Annotated in this window: 20 protein-coding genes; 7 read left to right on the top strand and 13 right to left on the bottom strand. The window is 72.9% G+C overall.

All coding sequences use genetic code 11. The features are described from left to right. Positions 1-171 precede the first annotated feature (171 nt). A complete protein-coding gene (locus tag HPT28_RS15035; RefSeq protein WP_219091582.1) occupies positions 172-1,554 on the top strand; it encodes a glycine--tRNA ligase in 1,383 nt (460 codons plus the stop codon). Between the two features lie 84 nt (positions 1,555-1,638). Here HPT28_RS15035 and HPT28_RS15030 read toward each other — a convergent pair whose 3' ends face one another. From HPT28_RS15030 to HPT28_RS15015, 4 genes are all read right to left on the bottom strand, one after another. Beyond that, positions 1,639-2,160, bottom strand: coding sequence for a YcxB family protein (locus HPT28_RS15030; protein WP_219091581.1), 522 nt, complete (start codon positions 2,158-2,160; stop codon positions 1,639-1,641). Further along, entirely contained in the window at positions 2,157-2,981 is an 825-nt protein-coding gene (locus HPT28_RS15025; protein WP_219091580.1) for an isoprenyl transferase, read from the bottom strand. The genes HPT28_RS15030 and HPT28_RS15025 overlap by 4 nt, the downstream gene beginning before the upstream one ends. Before the next feature lie 147 nt (positions 2,982-3,128). Further along, positions 3,129-3,878 (bottom strand): DNA repair protein RecO, encoded by a 750-nt coding sequence (gene recO / locus HPT28_RS15020; protein WP_219091579.1) that lies wholly within the window; start codon positions 3,876-3,878, stop codon positions 3,129-3,131. A gap of 128 nt (positions 3,879-4,006) precedes the next feature. After that, positions 4,007-4,261, bottom strand: coding sequence for a protealysin inhibitor emfourin (locus HPT28_RS15015; RefSeq protein ID WP_219091578.1), 255 nt, complete (start codon positions 4,259-4,261; stop codon positions 4,007-4,009). Positions 4,262-4,500: 239 nt separating this feature from the next. Here HPT28_RS15015 and leuA point away from each other — a divergent pair, with 239 nt between their 5' ends. Together leuA and HPT28_RS15005 are read left to right on the top strand one after the other, a co-directional pair. After that, a complete protein-coding gene (gene leuA / locus HPT28_RS15010; RefSeq protein ID WP_219091577.1) occupies positions 4,501-6,219 on the top strand; it encodes a 2-isopropylmalate synthase in 1,719 nt (572 codons plus the stop codon). Between the two features lie 185 nt (positions 6,220-6,404). Then, positions 6,405-7,118, top strand: a complete 714-nt coding sequence (locus HPT28_RS15005) for a TerB family tellurite resistance protein (RefSeq protein ID WP_374226965.1) — start codon at positions 6,405-6,407, stop codon at positions 7,116-7,118. Positions 7,119-7,170: 52 nt separating this feature from the next. Here the strand turns inward: HPT28_RS15005 and era are convergent, their stop codons facing one another. The 6 genes from era to HPT28_RS14975 form a co-directional block, all read right to left on the bottom strand. Further along, positions 7,171-8,103 (bottom strand): GTPase Era, encoded by a 933-nt coding sequence (gene era, locus HPT28_RS15000; protein WP_219091576.1) that lies wholly within the window; start codon positions 8,101-8,103, stop codon positions 7,171-7,173. 149 nt (positions 8,104-8,252) lie between these two features. Beyond that, a complete protein-coding gene (locus HPT28_RS14995; RefSeq protein WP_219091575.1) occupies positions 8,253-8,603 on the bottom strand; it encodes a cytidine deaminase in 351 nt (116 codons plus the stop codon). An 87-nt stretch (positions 8,604-8,690) separates the two neighbouring features. Then, positions 8,691-9,461, bottom strand: a complete 771-nt coding sequence (locus HPT28_RS14990; RefSeq protein ID WP_219091574.1) for a hypothetical protein — start codon at positions 9,459-9,461, stop codon at positions 8,691-8,693. Between the two features lie 74 nt (positions 9,462-9,535). Next, positions 9,536-10,849: a hemolysin family protein gene (locus HPT28_RS14985; protein WP_219091573.1), complete on the bottom strand. Its 1,314-nt coding sequence runs from the start codon at positions 10,847-10,849 to the stop codon at positions 9,536-9,538. A gap of 13 nt (positions 10,850-10,862) precedes the next feature. After that, positions 10,863-11,360 (bottom strand): rRNA maturation RNase YbeY, encoded by a 498-nt coding sequence (gene ybeY, locus HPT28_RS14980; protein WP_219091572.1) that lies wholly within the window; start codon positions 11,358-11,360, stop codon positions 10,863-10,865. Between the two features lie 46 nt (positions 11,361-11,406). Then, a complete protein-coding gene (locus tag HPT28_RS14975; RefSeq protein WP_219091571.1) occupies positions 11,407-12,438 on the bottom strand; it encodes a PhoH family protein in 1,032 nt (343 codons plus the stop codon). 113 nt (positions 12,439-12,551) lie between these two features. Here HPT28_RS14975 and HPT28_RS14970 point away from each other — a divergent pair, with 113 nt between their 5' ends. From HPT28_RS14970 to HPT28_RS14960, 3 genes are all read left to right on the top strand, one after another. Beyond that, positions 12,552-13,220: a response regulator transcription factor gene (locus HPT28_RS14970; RefSeq protein WP_308119252.1), complete on the top strand. Its 669-nt coding sequence runs from the start codon at positions 12,552-12,554 to the stop codon at positions 13,218-13,220. Between the two features lie 29 nt (positions 13,221-13,249). Continuing rightward, positions 13,250-14,554 (top strand): HAMP domain-containing sensor histidine kinase, encoded by a 1,305-nt coding sequence (locus HPT28_RS14965; RefSeq protein ID WP_308119251.1) that lies wholly within the window; start codon positions 13,250-13,252, stop codon positions 14,552-14,554. 84 nt (positions 14,555-14,638) lie between these two features. Then, positions 14,639-16,321, top strand: a complete 1,683-nt coding sequence (locus tag HPT28_RS14960; protein WP_219091569.1) for an alpha/beta hydrolase — start codon at positions 14,639-14,641, stop codon at positions 16,319-16,321. A gap of 9 nt (positions 16,322-16,330) precedes the next feature. Here HPT28_RS14960 and HPT28_RS14955 read toward each other — a convergent pair whose 3' ends face one another. Continuing rightward, positions 16,331-17,449 carry a PfkB family carbohydrate kinase gene (locus HPT28_RS14955; RefSeq protein WP_219091568.1) on the bottom strand — a complete coding sequence of 373 codons (1,119 nt, stop codon included), beginning with the start codon at positions 17,447-17,449 and terminating at the stop codon, positions 16,331-16,333. Here HPT28_RS14955 and HPT28_RS14950 point away from each other — a divergent pair. Beyond that, positions 17,436-18,734, top strand: coding sequence for a 6-phospho-beta-glucosidase (locus tag HPT28_RS14950; protein WP_219091567.1), 1,299 nt, complete (start codon positions 17,436-17,438; stop codon positions 18,732-18,734). The genes HPT28_RS14955 and HPT28_RS14950 overlap by 14 nt on opposite strands. Positions 18,735-18,967: 233 nt before the next feature. On the opposite strand, the gene HPT28_RS14945 is transcribed toward HPT28_RS14950, so the two are convergent. Both HPT28_RS14945 and HPT28_RS14940 read right to left on the bottom strand, forming a co-directional pair. Next, positions 18,968-19,873 (bottom strand): ribonuclease Z, encoded by a 906-nt coding sequence (locus HPT28_RS14945; protein WP_219091566.1) that lies wholly within the window; start codon positions 19,871-19,873, stop codon positions 18,968-18,970. 16 nt (positions 19,874-19,889) lie between these two features. Next, positions 19,890-20,243, bottom strand: a complete 354-nt coding sequence (locus HPT28_RS14940) for a histidine triad nucleotide-binding protein (protein WP_219091565.1) — start codon at positions 20,241-20,243, stop codon at positions 19,890-19,892. Between the last annotated feature and the right edge of the window lie 62 nt (positions 20,244-20,305).

Here is a 20,305-nt window from a genome sequence, read left to right as displayed (position 1 = left end):
TCATTTTCAGCAGTATTGGAAACCGTTGTCAAATTCGAACAACATTCGCACGCTGGGTGACCGGCGCACCCCCACCCCTTCGCCGGTCCCCCACGGACCGATTTGGTCCGGGGGCCGCACGCGCCGGTAACCTGAGTTATTCCGTCGTCGTTTCGTAACGAAGAGAGCACCGTGGCCGCCGACAAGATCGACACCATCGTCAGCCTCAGCAAGCGCCGTGGCTTCGTCTACCCCTGCAGCGAGATCTACGGCGGTCAGCGGGCCGCCTGGGACTACGGCCCGCTGGGCGTGGAGCTGAAGGAGAACATCAAGCGCCAGTGGTGGCGCGCGATGGTCACCGCCCGCGAGGACGTCGTCGGCATCGACTCCTCGGTGATCCTCGCGGCCGAGGTCTGGCAGGCGTCCGGCCATGTGGCCACCTTCACCGACCCGCTCACCGAGTGCACGTCGTGCCACAAGCGCTTCCGCGCCGACCACCTCGAAGAGGCCTACGAGGCCAAGCACGGCCGGCTCCCCGAGAACGGCCTGGCCGACGTCAACTGCCCGCACTGTGGCAACAAGGGCACCTTCACCGAGCCCAAGCAGTTCTCCGGGCTGCTCTCCACGCACCTGGGCCCGACCCAGGACTCCGGCTCGGTCGCCTACCTGCGCCCGGAGACGGCCCAGGGCATCTTCACCAACTTCAGCCAGGTCCAGCAGACCTCGCGCAAGAAGCCCCCGTTCGGCATCGCACAGATGGGCAAGTCGTTCCGCAACGAGATCACGCCGGGCAACTTCATCTTCCGCACCCGCGAGTTCGAGCAGATGGAGATGGAGTTCTTCGTCAAGCCGGGCGAGGACGAGCAGTGGCACGAGTACTGGATGGAGCAGCGCTGGAACTGGTACCGCGGTCTCGGCCTGTCGGAGGCCAACCTGCGCTGGTACGAGCACCCGAAGGAGAAGCTGTCCCACTACTCCAAGCGCACCGCTGACATCGAGTACCGCTTCAACCTCGGCGGCTCGGAGTGGGGCGAGCTGGAGGGCGTCGCCAACCGCACCGACTACGACCTGGGCGCGCACTCCGCCGCTTCCGGCCAGGACCTGTCGTACTTCGACCAGGAGGCCGGCGAGCGCTGGACGCCGTACGTCATCGAGCCCGCGGCCGGCGTGGGCCGCGCGATGCTGGCCTTCATGCTGGACGCCTACGTCGAGGACGAGGCGCCCAACGCCAAGGGCAAGATGGAGAAGCGCACCGTGATGCGCCTCGACCCGCGGCTGGCCCCCGTCAAGGTCGCCGTGCTGCCGCTGTCCCGCAACGAGAAGCTCTCGCCGAAGGCGCGCGGCCTGGCCGAGACGCTGCGCGGCCACTGGAACATCGAGTTCGACGACGCGGGCGCCATCGGCCGCCGCTACCGCCGCCAGGACGAGATCGGCACGCCCTTCTGCGTCACGGTCGACTTCGACACGCTGGACGACAACGCGGTCACCGTGCGCGAGCGCGACACGATGAAGCAGGAGCGCGTCTCGCTCGACCAGGTCGAGTCCTACCTCGCCTCCCGCCTGATCGGCTGCTGACCCAAAGCCGGGGCCGGGTCACGCCGCCCCGACGCCGCGGCCCCCGGCCCGCCCCTGGCGGCCGGGGGCCGCGGCGTCGGCGGGTCAGACGCCCGCGAGGTGCTCGTCAAGGAGCCGGCGCACCTCAGGGAGACGGTCGGCCCCGATCGCCCGCTTGGGCAGGATGAGAAACCCCTTGGCCCGGGCGGCCGGGTCGAACAGCATCAGGATCCGCTCGGACTCGGCGCAGCGCGGGAAGACGGACCAGGCGATGTCCGTCCGCAGGCCCCCGGCGGTGGCGTGGAAGCCCTCCGCGTCGAGGACCGCCCGCCACTCGCCTTGTTCCTGCGCGACGCGATGGCAGCTGCTCACCTGGTGGCTCCGCAGCGCCAGCACGACGAGCCAGACGGCCACGGGTCCGGCACAGACGAGGAGTGCGGCCGCGGGGCCGACGGGGCCGACGGGTCCGACGGCGAACGAGGCCGCGGCGGCCAGCAGCAGGACGACGGCCACCGTGGTCGCGGCCGCGCCCCGGGAGGCGCGGGCGGGCCCCTCACGGAGGCGGAGCCCCTCCGCGATCTCGGCGCGCGTGACCTGGTACGTCAGCTCCACGACGCCCGGCGTCACGTACCGGCGGGCGGCTGTGCGGGGACCTCGTTGGGGACGGCGCCGCCGAAGCGGCGGTCCCGCTGCGCGTACTCCAGGCAGGCCCGCCACAGGTCGCGGCGGTCGAAGTCGGGCCACAGCACGTCCTGGAAGACCATCTCGGCGTAAGCGCTCTGCCAGAGCAGGTAGTTGGAGGTGCGCTGCTCGCCCGAGGGGCGGACGAAGAGGTCGACGTCCGGCATGTCCCGGTAGTAGAGGTACTTGGCGAAGGTCTTCTCGTTGACCCGGCCCGGGTCGAGGCGGCCGGCGGCCACGTCGCGGGCGATGGCCGCGGCGGCGTCCGCGATCTCGGCGCGACCGCCGTAGTTGACGCAGAAGTACAGCGTCATGGCGGTGTTGTTCTTCGTCTGCTCCTGCGCGACCTGGAGTTCCTGGACGACGGACTTCCACAGCTTGGGCATCCGGCCGACCCAGCGGATGCGGATGCCCATGGCGTCCATCTCGTCCCGGCGGCGGCGGATGACGTCGCGGTTGAAGTTCATCAGGAAGCGCACCTCGTCCGGCGAGCGCTTCCAGTTCTCCGTGGAGAAGGCGTACAGCGACAGGTTCTTGATGCCCATCTCCAGGCATCCCCTGAGGACGTCGAGCACGACGGCCTCGCCCATCCGGTGCCCCTCGGTGCGCGGCAACCCGCGCTCCTTGGCCCAGCGGCCGTTGCCGTCCATGACGACCGCCACGTGCCCCGGCACCAGCTCGGCGGGGATCTCCGGCGGGCGGGCGCCGGAGGGGTGGGGTTCGGGGGCGACGTAGCCGCGGGACGCGCGCGTCTGCCGGCTCAGCATGCTCAACTCCGTAGGATCGGCAGGAATCAGCCCGAGGGTATCGGTTGCGTGCCCACCGGCCTAAAGTCGGCTGCCGGGCCGCCCGTCGCCTGGCGCGTCCGGCCGCCCACGCCAGGCCGCCGGTCGGCCCCTCGGCGAGCGCGCCCGTCAGCCCTTCTCGACGTAGCGCAGGGACCGCAGCCCGCGCTCCAGATGCCAGTGCAGATAGGCCGACACCAGTCCGCTGCCCTCCCGGACGTGGCGGGGCTCGGCGGCGTCGGCCGTCGGCCAGTCGCCGGTCAGCAGGGCGGCCAGGAGCCGCACCGCCTCGGGCGAGGGCACGACGCTCCCGGGCACCCGGCAGTCGGGGCAGACGGCACCGCCCGCGGAGACGGAGAAGAAGCGGTTCGGCCCCGGCATGCCGCAGCGGGCGCAGTCGTCGAAGCTGGGGGCGTAGCCGCCGACGGCGAGGGAGCGCAGCAGAAAGGCGTCCAGCACGAGCCCGGGCACGTGCTCGCCGGCGGCCAGCGTGCGCAGCCCACCCACCAGGAGGAGGTACTGCTGCACGTTCGGCTCGCCCTCGTGGTCGGTGAACCGTTCCGCCGTCTCCAGCATCGCCGTCCCGGCGGTGTAGCGGGCGTAGTCCGCGACGATGCCCCGGCCGTAGGGGGCGATGGTCTCCGTCTGGGTGCACAGCGGCAGGCCCCGCCCGACGAGCTCGCCACCGCGTGCGAAGAACTGCACGTCCACGTGGGAGAAGGGCTCCAGCCGGGCGCCGAACTTCGACTTGGTCCGGCGCACTCCGCGGGCCACGGCGCGCACCCGGCCGTGGCCACGGGTCAGCAGGGTGATGATGCGGTCCGCTTCCCCCAGCTTCTGAGTGCGCAGCACGATGCCGTCGTCGCGGAACAGGGTCATGGGCCCATTCTCGCAGCCGCCGGCGGCTGCGGAAGGCGGGACCGGGCGGCCGGGACCGGGCGGGACGGGGCGGCCGGGACCGGGCAGGACGGGGGGCGGACGGACCGGCGGCCGCGGGGCGGGCCCGGTCAGCCGGCCTGCTGGAAGACCTCCGTGATCAGGTGGGCCTGCGCCGTCGTGAGGCGTGGATCCGCGCAGTAGACGGCGGTGTCGTCGACGGTGATCTCATAGCTGAACCCCTCGGGCCCGCCCACCGGCGGCGTGTCATGGCCCTCGGCCACGGCGGTGCGGGCGAGGTCCGTCAGGTCGGGGTCCGAGGTGTGGAGGGTGGCTCTGCGGGGCCGGCCGCCCTGGCCACCGGTGCGAATGACCGTAATGTCCATCTCCTTACGGTAACCGACGCATCGCGCAACGCGAAGGCATGACAGGTCTCGCATACTGATACAGGCGCCGCACTCCCGCGGAGGCTCGGTTACGCTACGGAAACCATGCGATTCGGGCTGCTTCTCCTTAGCTGCCGCGGCGAGGGCCTGTAGTCGAGGCCGACCCCCTCCCCGCGGAGTTCGGTGCTGCCACCGTCGGCCTGCTGAAGAAGCCACTCCGCGACAGGAGCCCACACGCCATGACGAACCGCCAGCAGCCCTCCGGTATGCCCATCCACAAGTACGGCCCCTACGAGGCCGTGGACATCCCGGACCGCACCTGGCCCGACCGGCGCATCACCAGGGCCCCGCGCTGGCTGTCCACCGACCTGCGGGACGGCAACCAGGCGCTGATCGACCCGATGTCCCCCGCCCGCAAGCGGAAGATGTTCGACCTGCTGGTGGCCATGGGCTACAAGGAGATCGAGGTCGGCTTCCCCTCCTCCGGCCAGACGGACTTCGACTTCGTGCGCTCCATCATCGAGGAGGGCGCCATCCCCGAGGACGTCACGATCTCCGTGCTGACCCAGGCGCGGGAGGAGCTGATCGAGCGGACCGTCGAGTCGCTGGTCGGCGCGCCCCGGGCGACGGTGCACCTGTACAACGCCACGGCCCCGACGTTCCGCCGGGTCGTCTTCCGCGGCACGCGGGACGAGGTGCGGCAGATCGCCGTGGACGGCACCCGCCTGGTGACGGAGTACGCCGACAAGCTGCTGGACGACCGCACCGTCTTCGGCTACCAGTACAGCCCGGAGATCTTCACCGACACCGAGCTGGACTTCGCGCTGGAGGTCTGCGAGGCGGTCATGGATGTATGGCAGCCGGAGGACGGCCGCGAGATCATCCTCAATCTGCCCGCGACCGTCGAACGCTCCACGCCCTCCACGCACGCGGACCGCTTCGAGTGGATGTCCCGCAACCTGTCGCGGCGCGAGTTCGTGTGCCTGTCCGCCCACCCGCACAACGACCGGGGCACCGCCGTCGCGGCCGCGGAGCTGGCCGTCATGGCCGGGGCCGACCGGGTCGAGGGCTGCCTGTTCGGCCAGGGCGAGCGCACCGGCAACGTCGACCTGGTGACCCTGGGCATGAACCTGTTCTCCCAGGGCGTGGACCCGCAGATCGACTTCAGCCAGATCGACGAGGTCCGCCGCACCGCCGAGTACTGCAACCAGATGGAGGTCCACGCCCGCCACCCCTACGCGGGCGACCTCGTCTACACCTCCTTCTCCGGCTCCCACCAGGACGCCATCAAGAAGGGCTTCGAGGCCATGGAGGCCACGGCCGCCGAGGCCGGGAAGACCGTGGACGACATCGAGTGGGCGGTCCCGTACCTGCCCATCGACCCGAAGGACGTCGGCCGCTCCTACGAGGCCGTCATCCGGGTGAACTCGCAGTCGGGCAAGGGCGGTGTCGCCTACGTCCTGAAGAACGACCACAACCTGGACCTGCCGCGCCGGATGCAGATCGAGTTCTCCCGCATCATCCAGGAGAAGACGCACAGCGAGGGCGGCGAGGTCACCCCGACACAGATCTGGGACACCTTCTGCGACGAGTACCTGCCCACGCCCGAGCACCCCTGGGGCCGGATCGCCCTGCGCAGCGCCCAGACGGAGACGACGAAGGACGGGCACGACGCGCTGACGGTGGAGGCCGTCGTGGACGGCGAACCCACCGTGCTGGAGGGCACCGGCAACGGCCCGATCTCCGCGTTCTTCGACGCCCTGGCCGGCAACGGGATCGACGTCCGGCTGCTGGACTACGTCGAGCACACGCTGAGCCAGGGCGCCAGCGCACAGGCCGCCTCCTACATCGAGTGCGCGATCGACGGCAAGGTCCTGTGGGGCGTGGGAATCGACGCCAACACCACGCGCGCGTCGATCAAGGCTGTCGTATCGGCCGTCAACCGCGCTACACGCTGAGGGAGTTGACGCCTCACCTGTGAGGCGGGCAGCATCGGCCCCGGCCCGGCGATGCCCTGGCCGGGGCCTTTCCCCGGAGCGGTTTTTTGTCCGGTACTGGAGGCTGACGGAGGCACGTCCCTGTGGTTAACATCACGTCCTGGCGTGGCGACACCGGCGACGAGGCCGGGCGACGGAGGTGCGGCGTGAGCGGACTGCGCGTGGCGGGCGGGTGCAAGGGGGAAGCTCCGGCCGCGGGATGGGGGAGGCTGGGCACGGGCCTGCGCACGGGTGTCCGCACCGCCTGGACCACCGTCGCGGACGGCGAGTTCTTCTGCGCCTCCTGCGGCGGGGACCGCAACTACGAACGCCGCACCGGACGCCGCCGTCTCGAACTGCTCGGGGTGCCCCTTCTGCGCCGCGGCGTCACCGCCCCCGTGCTCGCGTGCACGTCCTGCGGTACGCATTCCGGCCCCGAGGCCCTGGAGCGGCCCACCACGACCCGGCTCGCCGCGCTCCTGCGCGACGGCGTGGAGTGCGTGGCGCTGGCCGTCCTGGCCACCGGGGGCAGCGACAGCGAGGCGGTGCGCCGCGCCGCCGTGGACTCCGTCCACGCCGCGGGCTACCCCGACTGCACCGAGAAGCGGCTGCTCGACCTGTGCACGGCCCTGCGCGCCGACACCTCGGCCGAGTGCGGCGTCGGCGTCGAGATCGAACTGCACGCGACCCTGGGCCCGTTGGTGCCGCACCTGGCGGAGCCCGGCCGCGTCGGCCTGCTGTTGCAGGGCGCCCGCATCGCCCTCGCCGACGGGCCTTACGTCCCGGCCGAGCGGGCCGTGCTCTCCGCCCTCGGCAGCGCGCTCGACTTCACCGCGGAAGAGACGCAGCGGCTGCTCGCCGCCGCCCCCGAGCGGAGCTGAGCCCACCCGCGGGCACGGCTCCCACCGCCTGACGGCAGGCCCCGGGTGCCGTTCAGAAGCCCAGGCGGCGGAGCTGCTTCGGGTCCCGCTGCCAGTCCTTGGCGACCTTCACATGCAGGTCGAGGAAGACGGGGGTGCCCAGCAGCGCCTCGATGTGCTTGCGCGAGCGGCTGCCGACCTCCTTGAGCCGCTTGCCGCCCGGGCCGATGACGATGCCCTTCTGGCTGGGCCGCTCGATGAACAGGTTGGCGTGGATGTCCAGCAACGGCTTGTCGGCGGGGCGGTCCTCGCGCGGCAGCATCTCCTCGACGACGACGGCGATGGAGTGCGGCAGTTCGTCGCGTACCCCCTCCAGCGCGGCCTCCCGGATCAGCTCGGCGACCATGACCTGCTCCGGCTCGTCCGTGAGATCGCCGTCGGGGTAGAGCGGCGGGCTCTCCGGCAGCATCGGCGCCAGCAGATCCGCCAGCAGCGAGACCTGGCTGCCCGCCGTGGCCGAGACCGGCACGATCTCGGCCCACTCGATGCCCAGCTCCCGGCCCAGCCGGTCGACGGCCACGAGCTGGGCCGCCAGCGTCTTGGAGTCCACCAGGTCCGTCTTCGTGACCACCGCGACCTTGGGAGTGCGCTTGAGCTTGGCCAGCTCGGCGGCGATGAAGCGGTCACCCGGGCCGGTCTTCTGATCGGCCGGGAGGCAGAACCCGATGACGTCCACCTCGGCCCAGGTGGTGCGGACGACGTCGTTGAGCCGCTCCCCCAACAGCGTGCGCGGCTTGTGCAGCCCGGGGGTGTCGACGAGGACGAGCTGCGCGTCCTCGCGGTGCACGATGCCGCGCACGGTGTGCCGGGTGGTCTGGGGCCGGTTCGAGGTGATGGCGACCTTCGTGCCCACGAGTGCGTTGGTCAGGGTCGACTTGCCGGCGTTGGGGCGGCCGACGAAGCAGGCGAAGCCGGCACGGTGCGGCGGGCGGGAAGGGCTGGTCATCCCCCCATTGTCCCTCCTCTCCGAGCTGGGTTCGCCGCCGGGTGCTGTGACCCGGCGGCGACACGCGTCGACACCGGCGCGCCCGTCGGCTCGCTCGCCTCGGGCGTCTCGGCCGCCGGCAGGCTCACCGGCCCGGGAGGCGAGGCCGGTCAGCCCGCGGTGAGTGTGGCGCTCAGGGTGCCGTCGGGGGCGGCCAGCAGGACCGGCGTCGTTCCGCCCAGGTCGGCGACGGCGGCGAGGTCGGTGCCGGGCAGCGTGCCGGCGTCGGAGACGACCGCGGCGGCCTCCAGGGACCGCGCGCCGGAGGCCACGGCCATCGCGACGGCGGTCTGGAGCGCCGTCAGCTCCAGCGAGGGCAGCGTCACCGTGCTGGCGACGTAGGTGCGGCCGGTCTCGTCGCGGACGGCGGCACCCTCGGGGACGGAGTTGCGGGCGCGGGCGCTGCGCGCCAGCGTGATGATCTTGCGGTCCTCGGGATCGATGGCCTGGGCGTCAGTCATGACCTTGAGCTTACTGGGGCCGTGGACGGCCCCGGCTTGCCGGTGAGCGGAGGCACGGCCCGCCCACCGCCGGGCCCGCCGGGGCGCTCACAGCCGGGTCGCGCCCGGGAAGGAGCCGGCGGGTGAGGGCGTGCCGCCCGCGGCGACGGTGCGCAGCTTCTCCAGCGCCAGCCGGGCGAGGGGCACGATGCCGCGGGCGTCGGAGTCCTCCCGCCCCGCGCGGGCGAGGTGCACGGTGTGGGCGCCGAGACGGGCGTAGACGGCCTCGGAGACGACGGTGCCCGCGCGGCTCCCGGACTCCGTCCGCACGAAGCGCACGACCACGCTCTCGTCCCCGAGCCGCGGCGCGTCCAGCGTCTCGGCGTGGTACATGACCTCGCGGCCGCCCGCGTCCGGGCCCTCGGTGACCGGGAAGGCGGGACACTGCCCCGCGGCGGCGCGGAAGGAGGCGAGGGCGTTCCGGGCGTCGTCGACCCCCGCGTGCGTGCCGGTGCGCGCGACGACGAACGGGCCGACCTCGGTACGGGCGAACCGGGCCAGGCCGCCGGTGCCGGGCGGGTCCCGGAAGAGGGCCCGGCAGGGCCCCTCCGCGGGCTCGGGCACGCCGATGCCGCGCCTCCGGGCGGCGTCGGGGGTGTCGGCGGCCCAGCCGGCGGGCAGGTCGGCGAGGCTCAGCACGGCGAGCCGCAGCCGCTCCTCGCTCAGCGGTCCCGCCGCGAGGCCCGGTGTGCCCGGCTGTCCGCCGGGACCGGTGCTCCCCGCGCAACCGGCCGCCAGCGAGCCCGGCCCGGCCAACAGGGCCAGGACGAGCGCGGCGCGGATCGGGCCCGAACGAAGGTGCCGCAGGTACGCGTGCATGGGTCCATGGCGGCACGCGGGCGCGGCCGCGGCCAGGGGCGTTCACCCGGCCGGGTGAAGGGTGGCGCTCCGGGCTACTCCCCGTCGTCGTCCGGCTGCTCGGCGTCGACACGCTCGACCAGGACACGGTCGATGCGGTTGCGCCGGCCCGCCGTGGACTCCGCGGTGAGCCGGAGCCCGGCGAGCCGCGGGTCGGCGGGCTCCTCGGAGAGGTCGACCACCACCGCGGCGCCCGCGATGGGCACCCGGCCGAGGAGCTTGGCCAGCAGACCGCCGACCGTCTCCACGTCCTCGTCGTCGAGGTCCGGCAGGCCGTAGAGCTCGCCCAGGTCGCCGATGTCCAGGCGGGCGGTGACGCGGAACCGGCCGTCGCCCAGCTCCTCGACGGGCGGCAGCTCGCGGTCGTACTCGTCGGTGATCTCGCCGACGATCTCCTCAAGGATGTCCTCGATGGTGACGATCCCGGCCGTGGAGCCGTACTCGTCGATGACGACGGCCACGTGATTGCGCTCGGTCTGCATCTCCCGCAGCAGGTCCCCGGCGTTCTTCGTGTCCGGGACGAACGCGGCCGGGCGCATCGCCGTGGACACCAGCTCGGACTCGGCCTCACGGCTGATGTGGACCTTGCGGGCCAGGTCCTTCAGGTACACCATCCCGACGACGTCGTCCTCGTTCTCGCCCGTGACGGGGATGCGCGAGAAGCCGGAGCGCAGAGCCAGGGTGAGGGCCTGCCGGATGGTCTTGAACCGCTCGATGGACACCAGGTCGGTGCGCGGGACCATGACCTCCCGCACGAGGGTGTCGCCGAGCTGGAAGACGGAGTGCACCATGCGGCGCTCCTCGTCCTCGATCAGCGACTCCGACTCGGCCAGGTCCACCATGGCCCGCAGCTCGGCCTCCGAGGCGAACGGCCCCTTGCGGAAGCCCTTGCCGGGGGTGAGCGCGTTGCCCAGGAGGATCAGCAGCTGGGGCAGCGGGCCGAGTACCCGGGCGAGCGGCAGCAGCACGTAGGCGGCGGCCGTGGCGGTGTTCAGCGGATGCTGGATGCCGATCGTGCGCGGGGAGACGCCGACGGCCACGAAGGAGACGAGCACCATGACGCCCATGGCGACCACGAGCGCCTGCCAGGGCTCGGCGAAGTAGCGCAGGCAGGCGTAGGTGACGAGGACGCCGGCGGCCATCTCGGAGGCCACCCGCAGCAGCATGGCCAGGTTCAGGTAGCGGACCGGGTCGGCGGCGACGGCGGCCAGCCGGTCGCTGCCGCGCCGGCCGCTGCGCACCGCCTGCTCGGCCCGGAAGCCCGTCGCCCGGGAGAGCCCGGCCTCGGCGCAGGCGGCCAGCCAGGCGAGCACGGTCAGGGTGACCGCGACGGTGAGGATCTCGGCCATCGTCCGCCCGGCCTCAGGTGAAGGTGGGGGCCGGTGAGGGCCCGGTGAGGCCCCGCTCCGCCCGCCAGCCGTCCACGATGGCCTGCTGGAGGCCGAACATCTCGGCCTTCTCCCCGGGCGCCTCGTGGTCGTACCCGAGCAGGTGCAGCACGCCGTGCACGGTGAGGAGCTGGAGCTCCTCGTCCGTGGTGTGCCCCGTCGGGGCCTGCTCGGCCTGGCGCGCCGCGACCTCGGGGCACAGCACGATGTCGCCGAGCAGCCCCTGGGGGGCCTCCTCCTCGTCCTTCGCGGGCGGACGCAGCTCGTCCATCGGGAAGGACATGACGTCCGTCGGCCCCGGAAGGTCCATCCACTGCACGTGGAGGCGCTCCATGGCGGCGGAGTCCACCACGATCACCGACAGCTCGGACAACGGATGGATGCGCATCCGGGCGAGGGCGTACCGGGCGATGTCGAGGAGCGCCTCCTCGTCGACGTCCTGCCCGGACTCGTTGTTCACGTCGATGGACATGTGCTCGCTGATGCTCTCCGTCGTCTCGGTCTGCGGTGCGCGCAGCTTACCGAGCGCCCCCGCCAGCGGGCCCGCCGCCGTTGTTGCGGACGTCGTAGCGCTCGTAGGCGTCCACGATACGGCCCACCAGCTTGTGCCGGACAACGTCCGTGCTGGTCAGCTCGGCGAAGTGCACGTCGTCCACACCCTGGAGGATCTCCCGCACCTGGCGCAGGCCGGACTTCGTGCCGCCCGGCAGGTCGACCTGCGTGACGTCACCGGTGATGACGACCTTCGAGTCGAAGCCGAGCCGCGTCAGGAACATCTTCATCTGTTCCGGGTTGGTGTTCTGCGCCTCGTCCAGAATGATGAAGGCGTCGTTGAGCGTGCGGCCACGCATGTAGGCGAGCGGTGCCACCTCGATCGTCCCGGCCGCCATGAGCCGCGGGATCGAGTCCGGGTCGAGCATGTCGTGCAGGGCGTCGTACAGCGGACGCAGATACGGGTCGATCTTCTCGTACAGCGTGCCGGGCAGGAAGCCGAGCCGCTCGCCCGCCTCGACCGCGGGCCGGGTCAGGATGATGCGGTTGACCTGCTTGGACTGCAACGCCTGGACGGCCTTGGCCATCGCCAGATAGGTCTTGCCCGTGCCCGCCGGGCCGATGCCGAAGACGACGGTGTGCTGGTCTATGGCGTCGACGTAGCGCTTCTGGTTGAGCGTCTTGGGACGGATGGTGCGCCCGCGGTTGGAGAGGATGTTCTGCGTGAGCACCTGGGCGGGCGTCTCGCTCAGGGCGCCGTCGCGCTCCTCGCGGAGCATCGCGATCGAACGCTCCACCGCGTCCTCGGTCATGGGCTGACCGGTGCGCAGGACGAGCATCATCTCGTCGAAGAGGCGCTGGACGAGGGCCACCTCGGCCTCGTCACCGGTGGCACTGATCTCGTTGCCGCGCACGTGGATGTCGGTCGCCGGGAAGGCTTCCTCGATGACGCGGAGAAGTCGGTCGCCGGAGCCGAGCACCGTCACCATCGGATGCTTGGCGGGAACGGCGAAGCGTGCCTGTGCCTGAGATGCCTGGGAAATGGATGTCTGCGTCATGGGCCGGCTCTGGGCCTTGCTCATCCCTCTCTGTCGCGGCGATGCGTTGCGCTACCCAGGTTACGCCGACGGGGCGGCACGCCCACCCGATTTACCGGCTCTATCGTTACGGGGTGCGTGTACTGCTGGTCGAGGACGACGACGATCTCCGCTTCGGTGTGGCCGCGGCCCTGCGCAGCGGGGGCCTGGCCGTCGACGAGGCATCCGACCTGCCCGGAGCCGACGAGGCGCTCTTCGTGACCGCCTACGACTGCGCGGTGTTCGACCGGATGCTGCCGTCCGGCGACGCGGCGGCCTACGTGGAATCGTTGCGGCGTGACGGGCGGTCCGTACCGGTGCTGTTCCTCACCGCGCGCGACACGGTGGACGACCGGGTGGAGGGCTTCGCCCGCGGGGGCGACGACTACCTGGTCAAACCGTTCGCCGTGCCCGAACTCGTCGCCCGGGTACGCAGCCTGTGCCGCCGTTCGCAGGCCGTGCGGCCAGCGCTCCAGTGTGTCGCCGACCTGGAGGTGGACACCGCCCGACGGCAGGTGCGACGCGCGGGCGTCCTGCTGTCGCTCACCCCGCGCGAGTTCGCGGTAGCCGAGCTGCTGGCCTCCCGGGCCGACCAGGCCGTCTCCCGGACCGAGCTGATAGAGCGGTGCTGGGACGAGATGGCGGAGCCGCGGTCCAACGTCGTGGAGGTGCTCGTGTCCCAACTGCGGCGCAAGCTGGGCGAGCCTCCCCTCATCCACACCGTCCGCGGAGTCGGCTACCGCTTGGCTCCGCCGGGCACGTGAAACGGCCTCTGGACGCCCGCCTGCGACGGGTGCGCACTCCGACACCCGCCCAGCGAGTGCGGCGCCTGCGGCGCCGCATCACCCTGGTGTTCGCGCTCACCAGCGCCGCCGGCCTCGTCGCGATGGCCGTTTTCGCCGTGCGCGGCGACGACGCGCGGTGGCGCGAACAACTCGACCACACGATGAACGCCGATCTCAGCTGGGCCCTGGGGCTGCTGGAGGCCGACGAGGCGGGCGGGCTCGACGTCGGCGTCCTCCTCGACACCATGGGCACCACGTGCCCGCCGCTGACGGTGTTCACCGCCGAGGGCTGGTCGGCGGACGCGGACGCCGACGCCCCCGAGGTGGAACTGTCCGTCGAGCACGCCCCGGACCAGCCCTGCCTGTCCGTGGCCAGCCCGGACCTGCGGGAGGTCGCGACGTCCGCCGTGCGCGTCGGGGACGTCGCGGGAGCCGACCGGCACGCGTCCGACGGCGCGCCCGTACGGGTGTTCGCCCTGGCGTTCTACGCGCTGGAGGAGGAGTACGAGCAGCCGCAGGGCGCCCTCGTGATGGTCTCCGAGGCCACCGCCCAGCGGGCGGACCACGAACGGTTCACCCGGTCGGTGGCGGCCGGCTGCGCCGTGCTCGTGTGCCTGTCGGCCGCCGTCGGCCACATGCTGTCCGGACGCGCCGTACGCCCCGCGCTGACGGCACTCAGCCGGCAGGAGACCTTCCTCGCCGATGCGGCTCACGACCTGCGCACCCCGGCCGCCTCCCTGCGCACGCTCGCCGAGACCGCGCTCCGCGGCGACACGGACCCCACGGAAGTGCTGCGGCGCTCCCATCGGCTGGCGAAGTCGATGGGCGACCTGGTGGACGGGCTGCTCACTCGTGCCCGGCTGATGACCGGCGTCGTGACCCCCGACCGGGAGCCGCTGCGGCTGGACCAGTTGGTGGAGGCCGTGGTCGCCGAGGCGCCCACGGAGAGACATCGGGTGACGGTACGGGCGCAGGAGACCATCGTCGTGGCGGATCCCGAGCTTCTACGGCGCGCGGTGGCGAACCTGCTGGACAACGCCCTCACCCACGGCCACGCGCCGGGCGAGGGCGCCGACGTGCTGGTCGACGTCCGCCAGGACGGCACGGTGACCGTCGAGGACTCCGGTCCCGGACTGCCACCCCAGGTCGGGGACGACACCCTGTTCGAACGGTTCCGCAGCGGGTCCGGCTCCACCGGGCTCGGGCTGTCCATCGCCTCGTGGGTGGCCCATGCGCACGGCGGTCGCCTCATCGCGGCCCGGCCGGAGCACGGGGGTGCCCGATTCGTGCTCCGGCTCCCCCGGAACGGCTGACGGGCGGGGCCTTTCCTCACCGAATCCTCAGCATGGCGCGGCGATGCTCTGGTCGACCGACCGACAGCTCGAAGGAGCGTCTCGTTGAACCGTGCCATCCGCCGCCGGGGCCTCGCCGTCACCGCGGCCCTGAGCGTCCTCGTCCCCCTCTCACTGTCCGGCTGCACCTCGGCGTCCCCGGACCGCCCGGACCGGCCCCGGTCCTCGGCGGCCCCCGACCCCGCCGACCGGCCGGAGCTCGCGTCGTTCTACCGCCAGAAGCTGGACTGGACCGAATGCGGCACGTACCAGTGCGCGCAGCTGACGGTCCCGATGGACTACGCGCACCCGCAGGACGGCCGGACGTTCGTCCTGCCGGTGGCGCGGGCGGCCACGGCCGACCCGGACAGGCGCGTCGGCGCCCTCGTGGTCAACCCGGGCGGCCCCGGCGCCTCCGGCGTGGCCAGCCTGCTGGAGGAGGGAACGGCCGAGTCCCTGGGCGCCTCGACGCGCGAGCACTTCGATGTCGTCTCCTTCGATCCGCGGGGTGTCGGGGCGAGCTCCCCGGCTCTGACCTGCGAGGGGAAGGAGGGCGACAGCGGCGGGGCGGTGGACGAGGATGATTTTCCGGCCGGAACGCAGGCGCTGTACCCGAGGACGGCGGAGGAGCAGGCGGCGGCCGTCTCGGCTGCACAGGCCGAAGCCGAGGCGTGCCGGAAGCACAGCGGCGACATCCTGCCGCACGTGGGCACCGCAGACGTCGCACGCGACCTGGACGTGCTGCGGGCCGCACTCGGTGAGAAGAAGCTCAACTACCTCGGCTGGTCGTACGGCACCAGCCTGGGCACCTCGTACGCCGAGCAGTTCCCGCACCGGGTCCGCGCCATGGTGCTGGACGGGGCCGTCGACCCGTCGCTCGACTGGGAGGAACGTGCGACGAGCCAGTCTCTCGGCTTCCGGAGGGCCGTCGAGGACTACGCCGAGCGCTGCGCCGATCTCGTCGGAGACTCCTGTCCCGCCGCGACGCCCGCGGGCATACGGAATCTGGTCAACGGGCTGTACGAGCGGGCCGCCCACAGCCCCCTGCCCGTGGACGGCGGCGACATCGGGCTCGACGCCACCGGGGTACTGAACGTGGTCACGCTGGCCATGTACAACCCGGAGAGCCAGTGGGAGGGCCTCTCCGAGGCCCTGTCCGCGGCGGCGTCGGGAGACGGGACGATGCTGGCCGCTCTGCAGTACGAGGAGGCCGAGGAAGCCGAGCCCGGGGAAACCGAGCCCGGGGAGGCCGAAGCCGGGGAGGCCGAAGCCGGGGACGGGGCGACGGCCTCGACGGACGGCGACGGCGACGGGGCCCCCGTCGACCCGGTGCCCGGTGACAACGAGTACGCGGCCCTGACAGCCGTCAACTGCCTGGACGTCCCTCACCCGCGTGACGACCGGGCTTACTGGGACGCGCTGGAGGACGCGCACGACGCGGCCGGTCTCTACGGCACCTCGGGGGTGCTGACGGAGCTGACCTGCAAGAGCTGGCCCTCCGGGACCGGACGCCCGCACAAGGTACGGGCGGAGGGCGTTCCCCCGGTGCTCGTGGTCGGGACCACGGGGGACCCGGCGACCCCATACGAGGAGGCCGTCAGTCTGGCCGAGCAGTTCCCCGGCGGCATGCTGCTGACCTACGAGGGGCTCGGGCACACCGCCTACGGACGCAGTGGCACGTGCGTCACGCGGAACGTCGACCGGTACCTCGTCGCGTTGCGTCCCGTGCCCGCCGGCACGGTGTGCTGAGCCGGACGCTCACCGACGCGGGAACCCGATCGTGGGGACCGCGCGGCGCAGCGGAGCGACGCCCTCACCGTCGGTGAGCAGTCGACGGAGGAAGGCGTAGCGGCACGCCGTGCCGGAGTCGGTGGCGGGGCAGGCGTGGACGCGGTGGCACCAGGCCGCGATCTCCGCCCAGCTCGGCGCGGACAGTGAACCGCCGAAGTGCCGCACCGACAGGGCGGCCGCGAGCCCGGCGAAGGCGAGCCGGTCGGCGAGGGGCCACTCGGCGAGGGAGGCCATGACGAACCCGGCCACGAACACGTCGCCCGCGCCCGTGGTGTCCAGGGCCTCCACCGCGATGCCCGGCACCTCGGCCGTCTCCCCCGTCCGCCCGTCGGCCGCGTAGGCGCCCTCGGGGCCCAGCGTCACCACGGCGAGCGGCACGTGCTCGGCCAGTGCCCGGGCGGCGGCGCGCGGGCAGGTGGTGCGGGTGTAGCGGACGGCCTCCTCCGCGTTGGGCAGGAAGGCCTCGCAGTACCGGAGGTCGGGGAGGGCTGCGAGGTCCCAGCGGCCGGTGCCGTCCCAGCCGACGTCGGCGAAGACCCGGGCGCCCCGCTCCGCCGCCCGGGCGATCCACGCCTGGCCGACGCCCGGCGTCAGCGAGGCCACCGCCGCGCGGGTCGGCGGCGGGTCGACGGGCGGCGCCTGCCGGGGCGGTGCCTCGTGCCCGTGCGAGACCATCGTGCGCTCGCCCTCGTACGCCATGGACACGGTCACCGGGGAGTGCCAGCCCGGCACCGTGCGCGACAGGGAGAGGTCCACGCCCTCGCCCTGGCTCAGCTCCTCCCAGCAGTACGCGCCGTACACATCGTCGCCGAAGGCCGCCGAGAGCCAGGTGCGCAGGCCCAGGCGGGCGAGCGCGGTGGCCATGTTCGCGACGCCGCCGGGGCTGGACCCCATGCCGCGCGCCCAGGACTCGGTGCCCCGCACCGGCGCGGAGTCCAGGCCGGTGAAGACGATGTCCAGGAAGACGGTCCCGGTCAGATACACGTCGCAGGCCGGGTCCTGCGGAGTCCGCACGGCGGCGAGTGGATCGAGCATGCCGCCAGTGTGCCGGACGGCCGGTACCGTCCGTCCCATGCGACTTTCCATTCTGGGCGGTGGCGGATTCCGGGTCCCGCTGGTGTACGCGGCGCTGGCCCGTGAGCGGAGCGGGATCGAGGAGGTCGTGCTCCACGACACCGACCCTGGGCGGGTCGGGGTCATCCGCTCGGTGCTCACCGGGATCGACGGCGGCCCCCGGGTCCGGGTCGCCGAGGGGCTGGACGAGGCCGTGCGCGGCGCCGCCTTCGTCTTCTCCGCCATCCGCGTCGGCGGCACGGCCGGACGGGTGCGGGACGAACGGACCGCGCTGGCCGAGGGCGTCCTGGGCCAGGAGACCGTGGGGGCGGGCGGGCTGCTGTACGGACTGCGCACCGTACCCGTCGCCCGGGAGATCGCCCGGCGCGTGCGGGCGCTGGCCCCGGACGCCTGGGTCGTCAACTTCACCAATCCGGCCGGGGTGGTGACGGAGGCGATGTCCGCCGTCCTCGGCGACCGGGTCATCGGCATCTGCGACTCGCCGGTGGGACTCGTGCGCCGGGCGGCCCGCGCGGCCGGGGCCGACCCCGACGCCGTCGGCTACGACTACCTCGGCCTCAACCACCTGGGCTGGTTGCGTTCCCTGACCCGGGGCGGGCGGGAGCTGCTGCCCGGGCTGCTCGCGGACCCCGAGGCGCTGAACTCCTTCGAGGAGGGGCGGCTGTTCGGGGCCCCCTGGCTGGCCGCGCTCGGTGTGCTCCCCAACGAGTACCTGCACTACTACTACTTCCGCCGGGAGACGCTCGCGGCGGCCCGCGCGGCCGGGGAGACCCGCGGCGCGTTCCTGGCCCGGCAGCAGGACGCGTTCTTCACCCGGGCCGCCCGGGACCCGGCGGCGGCCCCCCGGCTGTGGGAGGCCGCGCGCCGGGAGCGGGAGGAGACCTACCTGGCCGAGGCGCGCGCCGCCTCCGGCGGCTGGCAGCGCGACACCCGCGACCTCGACGGCGGCGGCTACGACCGCGTGGCCCTCGCGCTGATGCGGGCCATCGCCGAGGACCGTCCCCGCAGGCTGATCCTCAACGTGCGCAACGCGGGCACGGTGGCGGCCCTGCCGGACGAGGCCGTCGTGGAGACCGTGTGCGAGGTGGACGCGCGCGGCGCCCGGCCGCTGCCGAGCGCCCCGCCCGGCGCCGCCGAGCTGGGGCTCATGCTCCAGGTGAAGGCCAGCGAGCAGGGAGTGATCACCGCTGCCACGGACGGCTCCCGCCGCACCGCGCTGCGCGCGCTCGCGCTGCACCCCCTGGTGGACTCCCCCGCCGTCGCCGACCGCCTGCTGGCCCGCGTCCGGTGGCCGTGAGCGCACGCGCACCCGCCGGGCGGACGGCCTACCCGCGGCGCAGACGTGGCCCGGAAGCCCGAACAGGACCCGCGGGACCGACCGGCACGCCGCAGGCCTCCTGGCGCCCCGGCACACCGGTGCGGCGCGCTGCGGGGGAACGCGTCAGCGGAGTCGGCCGAGGTGGATCACACTGACGCGGGCCTGGCGGTCACTGACCTCACACATGTGCACACTTATGCGCACCACTGGCGTCAACGTCGGCGCGGCAGCGGGACGCGCAGGAGGTCGCGGGCGACCGTCAGTTCGCCGGTGAAGCCCGCGGCGCGGGCCTGGTCGGCGAAGGCGGACACGTCCGGGTAGCGCTGGGAGAAGTGCGTCAGGACGAGGTGCCGGACGCCGGACTCGGCCGCCAAGCGGCCCGCCTGACCGGCCGTCAGATGGCCGTGCTCCGTGGCCAGGGCCTCGTCCCCGTCGGCGAAGGTGGACTCGACGACCAGCAGGTCGCACCCCTCGGCCAGGGCGAACGCGCCGTCGCACAGCCGGGTGTCCATGATGAAGGCGAACCGCTGGCCGCGCCGGAGCTCGCTGACGTCGTCCAGGTGGACGCCGCGCAGCGTCCCCTCGCGCTGGAGCCGGCCCACGTCGGGGCCGGAGATGCCGTGGGCGGCCAGCCTCCCGGGCAGCATCCGGCGGCCGTCGGGCTCGACGAGCCGGTAGCCGAAGGACTCCACGGGATGGGAGAGGCGGGCCGCCGAGAGGGTGTAGGACGCGGTGCGGGCCAGGACACCATCGGCCGCCACGGGCTCCTCCCGCAGCGGCACCGTCTCGCGGTAGGCGGTCGCGTAGCGCAACCGGTCGAAGAACCGCTGCCCGCTCGCCGGGTAGTGCGCGGTCACCGGGTGCGGGACGCCGTCCAGGTTGACGCGCTGGATGACGCCGGCGAGGCCGAGGCAGTGGTCGCCGTGGAAGTGGGTGACGCAGAGCCGGTTCAGGTCGTGCGCGGCGACCCCGGCACGCAGCATCTGGCGCTGGGTGCCCTCGCCGGGATCGAAGAGCAGCCCTTCACCGTCCCACAGCAGCACGTAGCCGTTGTGGTTGCGGTGCCGGGTCGGGACCTGGCTGGCGGTGCCGAGCACCACCAGTTCACGTACGGACATGCGGGATGGCGACCGATCAGCCGGGCGGCCACTGCAGACCGCGGCCCGCCAGGACGTGCGCGTGGGCGTGGAAGACGGTCTGCCCTGCGCCCGAGCCGGTGTTGAACACGACCCGGTAGGACTCGGCGTTGTCCTCCGAGGCCACCTCACCGGCCTCCCGCAGCACGTCGGCGGCGAGGCCGGGGGCGGCGGAGGCGAGGGTGGCGGCATCCGCGTAGTGGGCCTTGGGGATCACCAGGACGTGGGTGGGTGCCTGGGGGTTGATGTCCCGGAAGGCGACGGTCGTCTCGGTCTCACGCACGACCGTCGCCGGCACCTCACCCGCGACGATCTTGCAGAACAGGCAGTCCGCCTGCGGTTCTCCAGCCATGCCCGGACTCTACCGCGCCCCGAAGGGGCGCGGGGAACTGCGCGACCAGCCACGACGCACCG

Origin of the sequence: Streptomyces sp. JJ38 (genome assembly GCF_019303475.1) — a bacterium.
GTDB lineage: Bacteria > Actinomycetota > Actinomycetes > Streptomycetales > Streptomycetaceae > Streptomyces.
The sequence above is the reverse complement of the archived record's forward strand: the minus strand, read 5'-3'. Positions and strand labels throughout refer to the sequence as shown.

Coding starts and splice junctions, on each gene's coding strand:
- HPT28_RS15025 (WP_219091580.1), bottom strand. CDS start 2,981: ATGCTGAGCCGGCAGACGCGCGCGTCCCGCGGCTACGTCGCCCCCGAA.
- recO (WP_219091579.1), bottom strand. CDS start 3,878: ATGACCCTGTTCCGCGACGACGGCATCGTGCTGCGCACTCAGAAGCTG.
- HPT28_RS15015 (WP_219091578.1), bottom strand. CDS start 4,261: ATGGACATTACGGTCATTCGCACCGGTGGCCAGGGCGGCCGGCCCCGC.
- leuA (WP_219091577.1), top strand. CDS start 4,501: ATGACGAACCGCCAGCAGCCCTCCGGTATGCCCATCCACAAGTACGGC.
- era (WP_219091576.1), bottom strand. CDS start 8,103: ATGACCAGCCCTTCCCGCCCGCCGCACCGTGCCGGCTTCGCCTGCTTC.
- HPT28_RS14995 (WP_219091575.1), bottom strand. CDS start 8,603: ATGACTGACGCCCAGGCCATCGATCCCGAGGACCGCAAGATCATCACG.
- HPT28_RS14990 (WP_219091574.1), bottom strand. CDS start 9,461: ATGCACGCGTACCTGCGGCACCTTCGTTCGGGCCCGATCCGCGCCGCG.
- HPT28_RS14985 (WP_219091573.1), bottom strand. CDS start 10,849: ATGGCCGAGATCCTCACCGTCGCGGTCACCCTGACCGTGCTCGCCTGG.
- ybeY (WP_219091572.1), bottom strand. CDS start 11,360: ATGTCCATCGACGTGAACAACGAGTCCGGGCAGGACGTCGACGAGGAG.
- HPT28_RS14975 (WP_219091571.1), bottom strand. CDS start 12,438: ATGACGCAGACATCCATTTCCCAGGCATCTCAGGCACAGGCACGCTTC.
- HPT28_RS14950 (WP_219091567.1), top strand. CDS start 17,436: ATGCGACTTTCCATTCTGGGCGGTGGCGGATTCCGGGTCCCGCTGGTG.
- HPT28_RS14955 (WP_219091568.1), bottom strand. CDS start 17,449: ATGGAAAGTCGCATGGGACGGACGGTACCGGCCGTCCGGCACACTGGC.
- HPT28_RS14945 (WP_219091566.1), bottom strand. CDS start 19,873: ATGTCCGTACGTGAACTGGTGGTGCTCGGCACCGCCAGCCAGGTCCCG.
- HPT28_RS14940 (WP_219091565.1), bottom strand. CDS start 20,243: ATGGCTGGAGAACCGCAGGCGGACTGCCTGTTCTGCAAGATCGTCGCG.